Below are 14,808 nucleotides of genomic sequence, written 5' to 3'. Positions count from 1 at the left end.
TCATGAGGAGCAACAAAATGCGTATTTTCCGTTGTGTGACCCTGGCTGCGACGCTCGCATTTGCTGGCTGCAGCACCTTTTCCGGTAATCAGAGCCCGTCCTTCCCGGCCCAGGCCAAGTGGGGCATGCTGCCGGTGGTGAACTACTCGCAGACGCCGCAGGCGGGCGAGCGCACCGAGCAAATTCTGCTCAGTGTGCTGACTGAGCAGGGCGTCCAGCCGCTGGTGTATCCCTATGTGGAAAACCAGGACCTGATCCTGCTGGATGATCGCAAGCGCTATGAAGCCGCGCTGGAATGGGCCAAGGGCCAGTCGCTGGATTACGTGGTGACCGGCAGCATCGAAGAATGGCAGTACAAGAACGGCCTGGACGGTGAGCCGGCGGTGGGTATCAGCCTCAAGGTGCTGAATCCGACCACCGGGCAGGTGCTCTGGAGCAACAGCGGCGCGCGTGCTGGCTGGTCCCGTGAAAGCCTGGCCGGTTCGGCTCAGAAGGTATTGGCCACCATGCTCGACGACCTGCGGATCGAATAATGTTTAGCCACTCCCCACACAAGGATTACGTGCTGGCGCGGCCGGTCAGGAGTTCGCTGGCCTGGCTGGAGACGCCGCTGATAACGGGGTTGCTGCTGGCGTTGTGCTTTTGGGCCGCGCCCGAGGATCCCCTGTTTCTCACCGGTTTCCCCTGGCCGATCCTCGCGCCGCTGATGCTGGGAGTGCGCTACGGGTTCTTTCAGGCGCTGATCAGTTCGGCAATCATCATCGGCGCGGTGTTTGTACTGCGCAGCAGCGGCCTATCGGGTTACGGCGAACTGCCGGCGTCCTACATCATCGGCATGCTGGTCAGCAGTATGGTGGTGGGGGAGTTTCGTGACTTGTGGGATCGGCGGCTGCAACGCCTGCAGATGGCCAACGAATATCGGCAGTACCGGCTGGATGAGTTCACTCGGGCCTATCAGGTACTGCGTATTTCGCACGATCGCCTGGAGCAGCGTGTGGCGGCCAGTGAGCAGAGTCTGCGCAGCTCGTTGCTGCTATTGCGCAAGCGCGCCCAGCAACTGAGCGAGAAGGGTGCCTTACTGGCGCCCATGGCCGAGTCGATTCTGGCGGTGCTCGCACAATATGGCTCGTTCAATGCCGCGGCCCTCTATGCGGTGGACGGCACTGGGCAGCTGCAGAACAAGCCGCTGGCAGTGCTTGGTGAGATGGGCAAGCTGGACAGCAGCGATTTGCTGGTTCAGCTTTGCCTGGAAAAAGGCGATGTGGTGAGTGTGCGTGAAGCCTTGATCGAGCAGGGTAAGGACGCCAGCCTGTCCAGCTTGCAGGCCTGTGTGCCCTTGATTGACGCCGACGATAACCTGCTGGCGGTAGTGGCAATCAAGAGCATGCCGTTTTTTGCCTTTAACGAAAGGACTTTCAGTCTGCTTGCCCTGCTTGGTGGCCACGTGGCCGACCTGCTGCAGAGCGATCAGCAGGCGCTGCAGCTCGAAAGTCTGGATGCGCAGCATTTTTCTCAGCATCTCAAACGCGCACGGCTCGATGCCGAGCGGCACGAACTGCCAGGCAGCCTGATGTTCATCGAACTGACAGATGACAATGAACCGCTGCTGAAGGCGTTGCAGGACAGCCAGCGCGGGCTGGATTTGCAGCTGCAACTGCATAATAACCGTGGCCATATCGGCGTGATGGTGCTCTTGCCGTTAACCGATGCGCAGGGCGTGCGCGGTTACGAAAAACGTTTGCAGTACCTGCTTGGCGAACGTTTTGGCCAAGGGGTGGATTTGCAGAGCTTGCAGGCGCGGGTGCACTACCACGAGCTCGATCCCACGGGGCGGTCCGCCGGACTGCATGACTTCTTGTATATAGAGTGTGGGTTGAATGATCAGCAAATGGCTATTTAGCGGCGCCCTGGCCTTCGAGCTTGGCAGCTGGGCCAGCCTGACCCTCAATCCGACGCTGGGGCAAGGCATGCTCCTTTACGTGCTGCCACATGCGCTCGCCTGCGGCCTGCTGAGCGCGGCGTTGTGGTTGTTGCTGCCCTCACGTTTCAAGCGACCGCTGCCCTGGCCGCCGTTGCTGATGTTCAGCCTGGCGTTCTTCATTCCCGTCGTGGGCGCCGTGGGCTTGCTCTGTGGCCTGTTCGCCGGGCTCTATCTGCAGCGTAGCGAAGATGAGGCGGGTTGGCAGGCTACGGGCGTGCCCCCCTTACCTTACAAGCCCATGGAGCGCTGGCAGTCGCCGCTGTTTCACGATGGCGGTTTGCAGGACGTGTTGCAGCTGGCATCTGACCCTGAGCAACGACTCGCCGCGCTCATGGCGACCCGACGTATGCCGGTGAACGAATCTGCCCCCATTCTCAAGGTTGCCCTGCGTGATCCTGAGGACGACGTACGGCTGCTGGCCTATTCCATGCTCGACCAGCAGGAAACCCGCATCAACCAGCGCATCGAGCATTTACTCGACAGTCTGCGGGTGGCCGAGAAGGCCGAGCGGCAGCCGCTACACGCCGGGCTGGCGCGGTGGTATTGGGAGCTCGCATATCTGGGCTTGGCTCAGGGCGGTGTTCTGGAGCACGTACTAGGCCAAGCCGCACAGCACGCGCAGTCGGCACTCACCCTGCAGCCCACCGCTGACCTGGAGCTACTTGCCGGACGTATTGATATGGAGCGCGACCAGTTGGACCTTGCTCAGCAACACTTCACGCGGGCGCAAACCCTGGGTATGGGCAGTGAGAAGCTGGTTCCCTATCTGGCCGAGCTGGCGTTTCTGCGTCGTGACTATGCGGTCGTTGGACAGCAACTTGAGCGGTTACCGCAAAGTATGCGTAAAAGGCCGCCCTTCGCTGAAGCGGCGAGGTACTGGATATGAACAGGCTTAGCGCCCAGGATCACCCCGCCGACGTATGCCTGCTGCTGGAAGGGACCTGGCCGTATGTCCGTGGTGGCGTGTCGAGTTGGATCCATCAGATGCTGCTGGGCCTGCCAGAACTGCGATTTTCCATCCTGTTTATTGGCGGTGAGCGCAGCAATTACGAGCACATGCATTACCAGATGCCGGATAACGTGGTGCATTACGATGAAGTCTTCATCGCCGAATCCTGGCAGGCGGGTCCGGTGCAGAACGCCAAGGTCCCGGCGGCAGATGAGGAGCGGATGGCGCAGCTTTATCGCTTCTTTCACCACCCTGAAACGCCCGCCGCTGGCGAGGGGCCCGCATTGCTTCGCACGCTGGTAACTGGCGGCCTGACAGTTGACCAAGTGCTGCGCAGTCGCGCCAGTTGGAACGTACTTAGCGACGGCTATGTCCAGCACTGTACTGATCCGTCGTTCATCAATTACTTCTGGACGCTGCGAACCATTCAGCCGCCGGTAATCATGCTGGCCGAACTGGCGCGCCGCTTGCCAAAGGCACGTGCGGTGCATGCCATCTCTACCGGGTATGCCGGCTTGCTTGGCGCCATGCTCAAGCAACACTGGGGGTGTCGTTTCATCCTGAGCGAGCACGGTATTTACACCAAGGAGCGCAAGATCGATCTGGCGCAGGCGGGTTGGGTGGCAGAAAACCCCGATGAGGCCCTCAGCGGTAGTCTCGATCCCTCGGCTGGTTATATCCGTACGTTGTGGATCCGTTTCTTTGAGCGCATCGGCCAACTGGTCTATGAGGCTGCCGAACCGGTGGTTTCGTTGTACGAAGGCAACCGCCAGCGACAGATACGAGATGGCGCTGAGCCGCAACGCACACGTGTCATACCCAATGGCATCGCGCTGCAGCGCTGGACAGCGGTGCGTGAGCAACGGCCGAGCGGCATCGCGCCTGTAGCCGGGCTGATCGGTCGCATAGTGCCAATCAAGGACGTAAAAACCTTTATCCGCAGCATGCGTACGGTGGTTAACGCCATGCCCAATGCCGAGGGCTGGATCATTGGCCCCGGCGCCGAAGATCCCGAGTACGCGCGTGAATGTCAGAGCCTGGTAAGCAGTCTTGGCCTGGCTGACAACGTGCGCTTCCTCGGCTTTCAGAATATTCAGGAAATCATGCCCAGGCTAGGCGTGCTGGTGCTGACCTCAATCAGCGAGGCGCAGCCACTGGTGATTCTCGAAGCCTGGAGCGCCGGTACGCCGGTAGTCAGCAGCGATGTGGGTTCCTGCCGTGAAATGATCGAAGGCGCCAATGAGGAAGATCGCGCGCTGGGCCAGGCCGGCGAGGTGGTTTCCATCGCCGATCCGCAGGCCACCGCCGGCGCCATCATGCGTTTGCTGGGCTCACCCGAGCTCTGGCAGCAGGCGCAGGCGGCTGGACTGGCCAGGGTCGAGCGTTATTACAGCGATGAGCTGATGTTTGAGCGTTATCGTCAACTCTATCGTGCAGCATTGGAGGTGTCCTGAATGGCGGGTATCGGTTTTGAGTTACGCAGGATCCTTTCCAAGGATACCTACAGCTCCACCATGCGGGCCTATGTTTACGCTGGGCTGATCAGTTCTGGCCCCTGGGTGCTGTCCATCGTCAGCGTGATGCTGATCGGCTTGATGAGTATCGGCTATGTCGTGCCGGACGCCCTGGTGCGGCAGTTTCTGGTCACCGTAACCTATCTGATGGCCAGTTCGCTGATCTGTACCGGCGGCCTGCAGCTGTTTTTCACCCGCTTTGTATCTGATCGTCTGTTCGAGCAGCGTCGTGAGTTGATTACACCGAACCTGCTGGGTGTGCTGCTGCTGGTGACATTGGGAGCCGGAATTCTCGGCATAGTGGTGCTGCTACTGCTGTTTCCGGAGCAGTCGTTCCTCTACCGTCTGCTGGTGCTGGCCAATTTTGTGACGTTGTGCAATCTCTGGCTGGTCGTCATCTTTTTGTCCGGCATGAAAGCGTACAACCGCATTTTGCTGATCATGTTGTTGGGCTACAGCTGCATGATTCTCAGCGCCTTTTTCATGCGCAATCTGGGCATGGAAGGTCTGTTATTGGCGCTATTGATAGGTCACGCAACGCTGCTTTTCGTATTCCTGTTCGACATCGTGCGCGAGTACCATTCCGAGAAGCTGGTAGCTTTCGACTTTCTCAATCGCCGCAATGTTTTTCTCAGCCTGCTGATTACCGGCTTCTGCTACAACCTGGGTATCTGGGTCGACAAGTTCATATTTTGGTTCAACCCCGGTACGTCTGAGCACATCATTGGTCCGCTACGGGCGTCGATGCTCTACGATTTGCCGATCTTTCTGGCCTATCTGGCGATCATTCCAGGCATGGCGGTGTTTCTGGTGCGGATCGAAACCGATTTTGCCGAATGGTATGCGCGTTTGTTTGCAGCGGTACGTGATGGCGAAACGCTGCAGCATATCCGCTTGTTGAAAAACGAGATGACCCTGTCAATCCGCCAGGGCCTGAAGGAAATCTGCAAGGTGCAGGGGCTGACGGTGCTGCTGCTGTTTCTGTTTGCCCCGCGCCTGTTCGAACTGATTGGCATGTCGCCGTACTATTTGCCGCTGTTTTATATCGACCTCATCGGGGTAAGCGTACAGGTCGTGTTCATGGCGCTGCTGAACGTGTTCTTCTATCTCGACAAGCGTGCAGTAGTGTTGCAGCTATGCGTGTTGTTCGTGGTCCTCAACGCGTTGTTCACGCTGTTCAGTCTGTACCTTGGTCCGAGCTTCTTTGGTTATGGTTTCACCATGTCACTGGTGGTGTGCGTAATCCTGGGGCTGCTGCAGCTGTCATCGGCGCTCAATAGCCTGGAATACGATACCTTCATGCTGGAGCACTAAGAAAAAGGCCAGGCGTATGCCTGGCCTTTTCGGTCGCTCTGACTCAGCGCTTCTTGTTGCGCAGCTGCTGCACCAGCCCCTTGGGTGGGTGCTTGATCACCAACGCGTCATCGCCTTCGTTGTACTCCACCCGCTCGCCGAGCAGATGCGACTCAAAGCTGATCGATAGACCATCCGCCTTGCCATAGAAACGCATGAAGTTGTTCAGCGTGCGTTTGTCGGCCGGAATCTCCGGGTTTAGTCCGTAATCCTTGTTGCGAATATAGTCGTAGAAAGCGCGTGGCTGCTCTTCATCCAGTACCCCGGACAGCTCCTCAAGCGCCACTTGCTCGCCGGCTTTCGCCTGACCGCTGACATAGCCGCTCATGGCCTTGGTCTTGTCCTTGACCAATTGCGGCTCCATCGATGCTTCACCGACGTAATCGCTGAACGCCTGCAGCAAGGTTGTGGTTTCCTCTTCCGGGTTGGCACCCTCGACACAACCGATAAAATCACGGAAGTAGTCGGAGACCCGCTTGCCACTGCGCCCACGGATGAAAGAGATGTAATTCTTCGAGCTGCTGTTCTGCTTCCACTCGGTGAGGTTGATGCGCGCAGCCATGTTCAGGCTGGACAGGTCCAGATGGCGCGCTGCGGCCACGTTAAGATCCTCGGTAACGGTGACCCCTTCAGTGTGGTGCAGCAGGGCGATCACCATGAAGGCGGTCATGCCCTGACGGTAGCGGATGAACAGCACGTGGCCGCCCAGCGCCAGGTTGGAGCCTTCCATCAGGGTTTTCAGCTGTTCGCTGGCCTTGCTGGAGAACGTGACAAAGTCGAGTTCCTGGTCGATCAGCTGCTGCAGCCAGCCGCTGAAGGGGTAGGCGCCGCTTTCCTCATGAAAGTAGCCCCAGGCTTTGTTCGGCTTGCTGTTGTACGCCTCGATCAGGCCGGCGAGCAATTGCTCTAGCGCCTGCGAGCTGGCAAGCTCGGCCTCGCGCAGGGTCAGGCTGGCGGGTTGGCCGTCCGGCTTCTTGTGAATCTGATGAACGATGCTGTTGTCGATCGGCATGGTGAGGTATCCGGCGAAAGCGTGCTTGAGTCTGCGCCGGCACGGGGCCGGCGCAGGGCGACGTTACAGGCTGGCGATGTGCGCGCGCTGCTCGCTCAGTTGGGCCAGTGCCTGCTCGGCATCGGCCAGCTTGGCGCGCTCCTTGTCGATGACTGCGGGGGGCGCCTTGTCGACAAAACCTGCGTTGGACAGCTTGCCGCCGATACGTTTGACCTCGCCCTCAAGGCGACCTATTTCCTTGTCCAGACGCGCCAGTTCGGCGGTCTTGTCGATCAGCCCGGCCATGGGTACCAGCACTTCCAGTTCACCCACCAGTGCAGTGGCAGACAGCGGTGCTTCGTCGCCTTCGGCCAATACCGTGACGCTGGACAGCTTGGCCAGTTTCTTCAGGAAGGTCAGGTTGTCGTTCAAGCGGCGCTGGTCTTCGCTGCCGGCCTTGCGCAATAGCAGTTCGAGCTCTTTGCCAGGAGCCACGTTCATTTCACCGCGAATGTTGCGTACGCCCAGAATCAGCGCCTTGAGCCACTCGATATCGCCTTCGGCGGCGCTATCGATACGGTCCTCAGCGGCCACTGGCCAGGCTTGCAGCATGATGGTGGCAGTCTCGTCGGCCTGTTTGCGGCCGGCCAGAGGCGCGATGCGCTGCCAGATTTCTTCGGTGATGAAGGGCATGAACGGGTGCGCCAGGCGCAGTGCGGTTTCCAGTACGCGCACCAGCGTGCGACGGGTGCCGCGCTGGCGCTCGGCCGGGGCGTTCTCGTCCCAGAGAACCGGCTTGGAGAGCTCCAGGTACCAGTCGCAGTACTGGTTCCAGATGAACTCGTACAGCGCCTGTGCGGCCAGATCGAAGCGGAACTGGTCCAGCTGACGGGTCACTTCGGCTTCAGTGCGCTGCAGCTGGGAGATGATCCAGCGGTCTGCCAGGGTCAGCTCGACCTCGGACCCATCCGCGCCGCAGTCCTTGTCTTCGCACTGCATCATGACGTAACGCGCGGCGTTCCAGATCTTGTTGCAGAAGTTGCGGTAGCCCTCGACGCGGCCCATGTCGAACTTGATGTCGCGGCCGGTAGAGGCCAGCGAGCAGTTGGTGAAGCGCAGCGCGTCGGTGCCGTAGGCGGCGATACCGTCGGGAAATTCGGCGCGGGTCTGTTTCTCGATCTTTTCGGCCAGTTTTGGCTGCATCATGCCACTGGTACGCTTCTTCACCAGTGATTCGAGGTCGATGCCGTCGATGATGTCCAGCGGGTCCAGTACGTTGCCCTTGGACTTGGACATTTTCTGTCCCTGGCCGTCGCGCACCAGGCCGTGTACATAGACCGTCTTGAATGGAATCTGCGCGCTGCCATCGTCGTGCTTCATCAGATGCATGGTCAGCATGATCATGCGGGCCACCCAGAAGAAGATGATGTCGAAGCCGGTCACTAGTACGTTGGTCGGATGGAAGGTCTTCAGCGCCTCGGTCTGCTCGGGCCAGCCGAGAGTTGAGAAGGTCCACAGGCCGGAGCTGAACCAGGTGTCGAGTACGTCTTCATCCTGGCGGAGCACACCCAGGCCGCCATCGACAGCGGCTTGCTTAAGCTCCTCCAGGGTTGGCAGCTCCGCTTCGGCGTCGTGGCCGTTGGCTTCCAGCGCCTTGCGGTAGGCTTCTTCTTCGTCGCGACCAACGTAGACCTTGCCGGCGGCGTCATACCAGGCCGGGATGCGGTGGCCCCACCACAACTGGCGCGAGATACACCAGTCCTGGATGTCGCGCATCCAGCTGAAGTACATGTTCTCGTACTGCTTGGGCACAAATTCGATGCGGCCGTCTTCCACGGCGGCAATGGCGGGCTCGGCCAGCGGCTTGGTGGAAACGTACCATTGGTCAGTCAGCCAGGGCTCGATGACCACGCCGGAGCGGTCGCCCTTGGGTACCTTCAGGGCGTGGGGTTCGATTTTTTCGAGCAGGCCCAGCGCGTCGAAGTCGGCGACGATCTTCTTGCGTGCTTCAAAACGGTCGAGCCCCGCGTAAGCGTCGGGTAGGGTGGCGTCGACGTTGTCGTTGACGCTGCCATCGATATTGAACACCTGCGCGCGGGCCAGTACAGCGGCATTCTGGTCGAGGATGTTGATCAGCGGCAGGCTGTGTCGCTTGCCGACTTCGTAGTCGTTGAAGTCATGCGCCGGGGTCATTTTCACGCAGCCGGTGCCAAACTCGGGGTCGCAGTAGTCATCGGCAATGATCGGGATGCGGCGGCCAACCAGTGGCAGCTCGACGAACTTGCCGATCAGCGCCTGATAGCGCTCATCAGTAGGGTTCACTGCTACAGCGCTGTCACCCAGCATGGTTTCCGGGCGGGTGGTGGCCACAATCAGGTAGCTCTTGCCGTCGGCGGTGGTGGCGCCATCGGCCAGCGGGTAGCGCAGGTTCCACAGCGAACCCTGTTCGTCGTGGTTTTCCACTTCCAGGTCGGAAATCGCGGTATGCAGTTTCGGGTCCCAGTTGACCAGCCGCTTGCCGCGGTAAATCAGGCCGTCTTCATGCAGGCGCACGAAGGCTTCTTTGACGGCCTCGGACAGGCCGTCGTCCATGGTGAAGCGCTCGCGGCTCCAGTCGACCGAGCTGCCGAGGCGGCGAATCTGACGGGTGATATTGCCGCCGGATTCTTCTTTCCACTCCCAGACCTTGTCGAGAAACTGCTCGCGGCCGAGGTCGTGACGGCTGACGCCTTGGGCACCGAGCTGGCGCTCGACCACCATCTGAGTGGCTATACCGGCGTGGTCAGTACCCGGCTGCCACAGGGTATTGCGGCCCTGCATGCGGCGAAAGCGGATCAGCGCATCCATGATCGAGTTGTTGAAGCCATGGCCCATGTGCAGGCTGCCGGTCACGTTCGGCGGTGGCAGGGCAATGGTGTAGGACTCGCCTGAGCCTTGTGGAGCAAAGTAGTTGTTCTGCTCCCAGGTCTGGTACCAGGAGGTTTCGATGGCGTGCGGCTGGTAAGTCTTGTCCATGGGTGTGCTGGCTATCCGGTTGACGATGGGCGATCAGCGCAGTCGCGCGGCTCGATTGGCCGCTGACGAAGTGGCGCAGAGAAAACCGCCATTATAGCGGCCCGGAGGGGGGATGGCCCAGCCCGCAGGGGTTATTTCAGCTGTTCACGGACGATCTGCTGCAGTTTGTTCTGCATGCGCTTGCGTAGCTCGTCCTCGATAGTGGGAATCAGGTCGTCTATCACGCCCTGCAGGATCAGCTGTGCTTCGGCCTGCAGGCGGGCTTCCATGCGCACTTCACGGGCCCCGGCGGTGGGCGATAGCGTCGGCGGTGGTGGCATCTGGCCGGCGAGCAGTTGATCGAGCTGCATGCGCTCTTCGGCCAGTTTGGCTAACGAGGCGTAGGGTAAAAAGGGATTGTGTGCCTTGTCGGCCGGACGGGGTGGCAGGCTATACGGCGGGGCGGCCTGGCTGCCGGAGGCGGCCGGCGACAGCGGCTCGTGGATGATGTCCTGCAACAGCGGTATATCGAACTGGTCATCGGCGGAGGGCTGGTGCGGCTCGTTCTGCTCATCCAGCAGGGTGCGAATCGACTCCAGGTCTTCCAGCAGTCGTGAGGGCTCCGAAGGGTCGCGCTGCGTCATGGGTCATCCTGCTGTCCGTATCTGATGAGACTGTAGAGGATAGCCCCGTTCCCGGTAGAAACGGAAGCGCTCGCGTGCTGGCACGCGGACTGCATCCTGCTCGACGACGATTTCTGCCAGTCGGGCGAAGCGGCTGAAAAACTCGGGCGCGCTGTCACTCAGGTTGATCAGTAGATCCTGTGCGGCGCCAGGGTCGTTGCCGTAGCCGCAGACCACAGGCTCCTCGGTGTGATCGGCCTGCAGCGCATGGGGCACAAAGGCTTCTTCGCGGAACGACCAGAGCAGCTCGTCAAGCTGCTCTGCCGAGGCTTCATCCGGGCAGTGCAGGTATACATGGTGACCCTTTTGCCAGGCCTTGTGGGCCAACCGGCAGGCGTATTGCAAACGGATAGCTGGCTGGTCGCTGCTGAGCAGGTAGAAATCAATACGGGTCATAAATGCAGCCTCAAGCTTCAAATGGCAAGCGGCCAGCAAGAAACCGTGGCATTGCCCTGCGGCTTCCTGTCGGCAGCTTGCAGCTGCTGGTTCAGGCCTTGACCTGGTCCAGCAGGTACTGGGTCAATAGCGGCACCGGGCGACCGGTGGCGCCTTTATCCTTGCCGCCACTGACCCAGGCGGTACCGGCGATATCCAGGTGCGCCCAACGATAGGCCTTGGCGTAGCGCGAGAGGAAGCAGCCAGCCGTGATGGTGCCGGCCTTGGGGCCGCCAATATTGGCCATGTCGGCAAAGGGGCTGTCGAGCTGTTCCTGATATTCCTCGAACAGCGGCAATTGCCACGCGCGGTCGCTGGCCTGGGTGCCGGCAGTCAGCAGTTGCTGCACCAGTTCGTCGTTGTTGCCCATCAGGCCCGAGGTGTTGCCACCGAGGGCGACGATACAGGCGCCGGTGAGGGTGGCGATGTCGACTACGCTGGCCGGCTTGAAGCGTTCGGCGTAGGTCAGGGTGTCGCACAGCACCAGGCGGCCCTCCGCGTCGGTGTTGAGAATCTCGACGGTCTGGCCGGACATGGTGGTGACGATGTCACCCGGCTTGGTGGCGGTGCCACTGGGCATGTTCTCGGCCGAGGCAATCAGGCCCACCAGGTTGATCGGCAGCTGCATGGCCACCACGGCCTTGATCACGCCGAACACGGTCGCGGCGCCGCACATGTCGTACTTCATTTCGTCCATGGTGGCAGCGGGCTTGATGCTGATGCCGCCGGTGTCGAAGGTGATGCCCTTGCCGACCAGTACATGCGGCTGTTCCTTGGTCTTGCCGCCGTTGTAGCTGATGCGAATCAGTTTGGCTGGCTCGACGCTGCCGGCGCTGACCGAAAGCAGGGCGCCCATGCCGAGCGCCTTCATGTCTTTCTCTTCCAGTACTTCGACCTCAAGTTCTTTGTGCAGCTTGGCCAGCGCCTTGGCTTCCTTGGCCAGGTAGGTCGGCGTGCAGACGTTGCCCGGCAGGTTGCCCAGGTCACGGGTCAGGCGCATGCCTTCGCCAATGGCAGAGCCCTGGCTGACAGCGCGTTTCAGCAGCGGGCCGTCGGCCTTGTCGGCGGTCCATAGGGCAATTTTCTTCAGCGTTGGCTTGTCAGCCTTTTTGCTCTTGAACTGGTCGAATTGGTAAAGACCGTCATGGCAGGTTTCGACCAGCAGGCGCGTTTGCGCGTAAAGGTCGCGATCCTTGACCGGCAGACCTGTGAAGGCAAATACCGCGTCGCTGGCAGCGCCATGCTTGAGCGTGGCCAGCGCTTTTTGCGCGAGGCGGCGCCAGGCGCGGTCGTTGAGGGGCTCATCCTTGCCGCTGCCAATCAGCAGTACGCGCTGGGCGGCGATACCCGGCAGGGCGAACAGCATCAGAGTCTGGCCGGCCTTGCCACTCAGGTCGCCGCTCTTCAAGGCGGCGCTGATTTGCCCGCCGCAGACGTTGTCGAGGTCGGCCGCAGGCCCACTCAGGGTTTTGCCTTCACTGACAGCGACAACCAGACAGCCGCATTTGATAGTTTCCAGTGCGCCGTGCTTTACGTTGAACTCCATGGTGCTCCCCAAGACAAATCGTGTTGATTGACTGATAATACGGGCTCGATCCCGTGGGTATCTGCTCAGCGTAGCGCTGTCAGAGGTGTCTGCTCTGCATTCTGGCCTATTAGCGCCAGCCCTTAAAGACCCGGAGCCAAGGAAGTTACTGTGATTGTTTTTCGCTATCTGAGCCGTGAGGTGTTGCAGACGCTGGCGGCGGTGAGCGGTGTGCTGCTGCTGATCATCATGAGTGGGCGCTTTATCAAGTACCTGGCGCAAGCGGCGGCAGGCCAGCTCGACTCCGGTGTGTTGTTTCTGATCATGGCCTACCGACTACCGGGTTTTATGGTGCTGATTCTGCCGCTGGGCATGTTTCTGGGTATTTTGCTGGCGTACGGACGGCTTTATCTCGACAGCGAGATGACGGTGTTGTCGGCCACCGGGATCAGTGATCGCAAGATTATTGGCTATACCCAGGGGCCGGCGCTGCTGGTGATGCTGACTGTCGCGTTGCTGAGTTTCTGGATCGCTCCGGCCGGTGTGCTCAAAACCCAGCAGCTGTTCAACCAGCAGGATGCCCTGACTGAATTCGATACCCTGGCCGCCGGCCGCTTTCAGGCGCTGGGTAGCGGTCAACGGGTCACCTACGCCGGTGGCCTGTCGGACGACCGTACGCAGCTTGAGGATATTTTCATTACCGAGCGCCGCGGTGAAGGCGAAGATGCCAAGCTGGGCGTGCTGGTGGCCGCTACCGGCACTCAGGAGCTGAACGCCGATGGCAGCCGCTACTTGGTGTTGAACAAGGGCTTCCGTTATGAGGGTCAGCCCGGTGAAGCGGATTTTCGTACCATCGAATACGACACCTATGGGGTGTTGCTGCCCAAGCCGGAGGTGCAGACCGAGGTGACCGACCGCGAGGCTATGTCTACGCCGCAGCTGCTGAGCGAGGAGGGACTGGACGAACGGGCGGAGCTGCAGTGGCGCATTGCAATCCCGCTATTGGTACCGATTGTCGCCTTCTTTGCCGTGCCGCTGGCACGGGTTAATCCGCGTCAGGGGCGTTTTCTCAAGTTGTTGCCGGCGATCCTGCTGTATATGGCCTATCTGGCGCTGCTGATCAGCGCCCGCGGCTGGATGGAGTCAGGCAAGACACCTGCTGCGCTGGGCCTATGGTGGGTTCATGGGCTGTTCCTGGCGATCGGCCTGATACTCAATCGCAAGGCGCTGACGGCGCCCAGCCGTGCCGCTGGAGGTGCCCATGCGCAAGCTTGATCGTCATATCGGCAGCTCGGTGCTGCTGAGCATTCTGGTGGTGTTGGCGATTATCGCCGGCCTGGATCTGCTGTTTGCCTACATCAACGAACTGGACGACCTGGAGGGTGGCTATGGCCCCTTGCAGGCTCTGGGATACGTCTTCTTGACGGTGCCACGGCGCCTGCACGACCTACTTCCGCTGGCGGCGCTGGTTGGCTGCCTGGTTGGCCTCGGGACACTGGCCAGCAACTCGGAGTTGACGATCATGCGCGCTGCGGGGGTGTCCATCGCACGTATCGTTGGCGCCGTGATGAAGCCGTTGCTGGTGCTCATGGTGGTGGGTGTGCTGATAGGTGAATACCTGGCGCCCTACACCGAGAACCTGGCGGAAAGTCGCCGGGCGATTGCTGAAGGCAGCAACGAGGCGGTCAAATCCAAGGGTTTGTGGCACCGCGAAGGCGATGATTTTATTCACATCAATGCGGTGCAGCCCAATGGTGTGCTGCACGGGGTGACGCGCTATCGCTTTGATGGCGAGCGTCATCTGCTAGAAGCCAGTTTTGCTCGGCGCGCGACTGTGCAGGAAAATGACTGGTTGATGGAGGATGTGCGAACCACGCGCTTTGCCGAGGACGGTCAGAGCGAGGTATTGAGTACCTTCCAGGATCTCTGGGATATTCACCTGTCACCCGAGTTGCTGCGCGTGGTCTTGCTGGATCCTGATGTGTTGCCACTCAAGGGCATCTGGCAGTATCAGGCTTACCTGTCTGACCAGGGGTTGAACAACAAGCCCTACTGGTTGGCTTTCTGGAAGAAGCTGTTTCAGCCATTGGCGACGGCGGCGCTGGTGTTTGTCGCCATATCATTTATCTTCGGGCCGCTTAGGTCGGTGACCATGGGGCAGCGGCTGTTTACCGGTGTTCTGGTCGGTTTTGGTTTCCAGATAGTGCAGGATCTGTTGGGGCCTTCCAGTCTGGTTTTCGGCTTTTCGCCGCTGATCGCGGTGCTGTTGCCGATCGCCCTGTTGTTTGTCGTGGGAGTGTTTTTGTTGCGCCGTGCGGGCTAAGCGTGTGATTACACAACCTGCGGCAAGATCCGACAGGTGTTTTCGCCGCTGATCGGCCCT

Annotated in this window: 12 protein-coding genes; 7 read left to right on the top strand and 5 right to left on the bottom strand. The window is 60.3% G+C overall.

The window, feature by feature from the left end; all coding sequences use genetic code 11:
* Positions 1-17 precede the first annotated feature (17 nt).
* The 5 genes from V7747_RS16585 to pelG are packed head-to-tail and all read left to right on the top strand — an operon-like array spanning position 18 to position 5,758.
* Positions 18-533 (top strand): penicillin-binding protein activator LpoB, encoded by a 516-nt coding sequence (locus V7747_RS16585; RefSeq protein WP_335617127.1) that lies wholly within the window; start codon positions 18-20, stop codon positions 531-533.
* Positions 533-1,900 carry a PelD GGDEF domain-containing protein gene (locus V7747_RS16580; protein WP_335617126.1) on the top strand — a complete coding sequence of 456 codons (1,368 nt, stop codon included), beginning with the start codon at positions 533-535 and terminating at the stop codon, positions 1,898-1,900. Before V7747_RS16585 ends, V7747_RS16580 begins: the two co-directional genes overlap by 1 nt.
* Positions 1,878-2,867: a HEAT repeat domain-containing protein gene (locus V7747_RS16575; protein WP_335617125.1), complete on the top strand. Its 990-nt coding sequence runs from the start codon at positions 1,878-1,880 to the stop codon at positions 2,865-2,867. The genes V7747_RS16580 and V7747_RS16575 overlap by 23 nt, the downstream gene beginning before the upstream one ends.
* Complete coding sequence (gene pelF / locus V7747_RS16570) at positions 2,864-4,384, top strand: GT4 family glycosyltransferase PelF (protein WP_335617124.1); 1,521 nt, start codon at positions 2,864-2,866, stop codon at positions 4,382-4,384. The genes V7747_RS16575 and pelF overlap by 4 nt, the downstream gene beginning before the upstream one ends.
* Complete coding sequence (gene pelG, locus V7747_RS16565; protein ID WP_335617123.1) at positions 4,385-5,758, top strand: exopolysaccharide Pel transporter PelG; 1,374 nt, start codon at positions 4,385-4,387, stop codon at positions 5,756-5,758.
* Positions 5,759-5,801: 43 nt separating this feature from the next.
* Here pelG and yejK read toward each other — a convergent pair whose 3' ends face one another.
* From yejK to V7747_RS16540, 5 genes are all read right to left on the bottom strand, one after another.
* Positions 5,802-6,809, bottom strand: coding sequence for a nucleoid-associated protein YejK (gene yejK, locus V7747_RS16560; RefSeq protein WP_335617122.1), 1,008 nt, complete (start codon positions 6,807-6,809; stop codon positions 5,802-5,804).
* Between the two features lie 63 nt (positions 6,810-6,872).
* Positions 6,873-9,803, bottom strand: coding sequence for a valine--tRNA ligase (locus V7747_RS16555; protein WP_335617121.1), 2,931 nt, complete (start codon positions 9,801-9,803; stop codon positions 6,873-6,875).
* Between the two features lie 131 nt (positions 9,804-9,934).
* Positions 9,935-10,426 carry a hypothetical protein gene (locus V7747_RS16550; RefSeq protein ID WP_335617120.1) on the bottom strand — a complete coding sequence of 164 codons (492 nt, stop codon included), beginning with the start codon at positions 10,424-10,426 and terminating at the stop codon, positions 9,935-9,937.
* A gap of 3 nt (positions 10,427-10,429) precedes the next feature.
* Positions 10,430-10,861: a DNA polymerase III subunit chi gene (locus V7747_RS16545; protein ID WP_335617119.1), complete on the bottom strand. Its 432-nt coding sequence runs from the start codon at positions 10,859-10,861 to the stop codon at positions 10,430-10,432.
* A 91-nt stretch (positions 10,862-10,952) separates the two neighbouring features.
* Positions 10,953-12,446: a leucyl aminopeptidase gene (locus tag V7747_RS16540; protein WP_335617118.1), complete on the bottom strand. Its 1,494-nt coding sequence runs from the start codon at positions 12,444-12,446 to the stop codon at positions 10,953-10,955.
* 150 nt (positions 12,447-12,596) lie between these two features.
* Between V7747_RS16540 and lptF the strand changes: the two genes are divergently transcribed.
* Entirely contained in the window at positions 12,597-13,700 is a 1,104-nt protein-coding gene (lptF, locus tag V7747_RS16535; protein WP_335617117.1) for an LPS export ABC transporter permease LptF, read from the top strand.
* Positions 13,687-14,748, top strand: coding sequence for an LPS export ABC transporter permease LptG (lptG, locus tag V7747_RS16530; protein ID WP_335617116.1), 1,062 nt, complete (start codon positions 13,687-13,689; stop codon positions 14,746-14,748). The genes lptF and lptG overlap by 14 nt, the downstream gene beginning before the upstream one ends.
* The last annotated feature ends 60 nt before the right edge of the window (positions 14,749-14,808 follow it).

The sequence above is a fragment of the Halopseudomonas sp. genome (assembly GCF_036960865.1).
Classification (GTDB): Bacteria; Pseudomonadota; Gammaproteobacteria; order Pseudomonadales; family Pseudomonadaceae; genus Halopseudomonas.
Note: the sequence above shows the minus strand (reverse complement) of the source record. Positions and strands in the feature narration are given on the sequence as shown.

Bases quoted from the DNA above. Each gene is read 5' to 3' on its own strand.
- yejK (WP_335617122.1), bottom strand. From the start codon at position 6,809: ATGCCGATCGACAACAGCATCGTTCATCAGATTCACAAGAAGCCGGAC.
- V7747_RS16540 (WP_335617118.1), bottom strand. From the start codon at position 12,446: ATGGAGTTCAACGTAAAGCACGGCGCACTGGAAACTATCAAATGCGGC.
- pelF (WP_335617124.1), top strand. From the start codon at position 2,864: ATGAACAGGCTTAGCGCCCAGGATCACCCCGCCGACGTATGCCTGCTG.
- lptG (WP_335617116.1), top strand. From the start codon at position 13,687: ATGCGCAAGCTTGATCGTCATATCGGCAGCTCGGTGCTGCTGAGCATT.
- V7747_RS16555 (WP_335617121.1), bottom strand. From the start codon at position 9,803: ATGGACAAGACTTACCAGCCGCACGCCATCGAAACCTCCTGGTACCAG.
- V7747_RS16585 (WP_335617127.1), top strand. From the start codon at position 18: ATGCGTATTTTCCGTTGTGTGACCCTGGCTGCGACGCTCGCATTTGCT.
- V7747_RS16550 (WP_335617120.1), bottom strand. From the start codon at position 10,426: ATGACGCAGCGCGACCCTTCGGAGCCCTCACGACTGCTGGAAGACCTG.
- pelG (WP_335617123.1), top strand. From the start codon at position 4,385: ATGGCGGGTATCGGTTTTGAGTTACGCAGGATCCTTTCCAAGGATACC.
- V7747_RS16575 (WP_335617125.1), top strand. From the start codon at position 1,878: ATGATCAGCAAATGGCTATTTAGCGGCGCCCTGGCCTTCGAGCTTGGC.
- V7747_RS16580 (WP_335617126.1), top strand. From the start codon at position 533: ATGTTTAGCCACTCCCCACACAAGGATTACGTGCTGGCGCGGCCGGTC.
- V7747_RS16545 (WP_335617119.1), bottom strand. From the start codon at position 10,861: ATGACCCGTATTGATTTCTACCTGCTCAGCAGCGACCAGCCAGCTATC.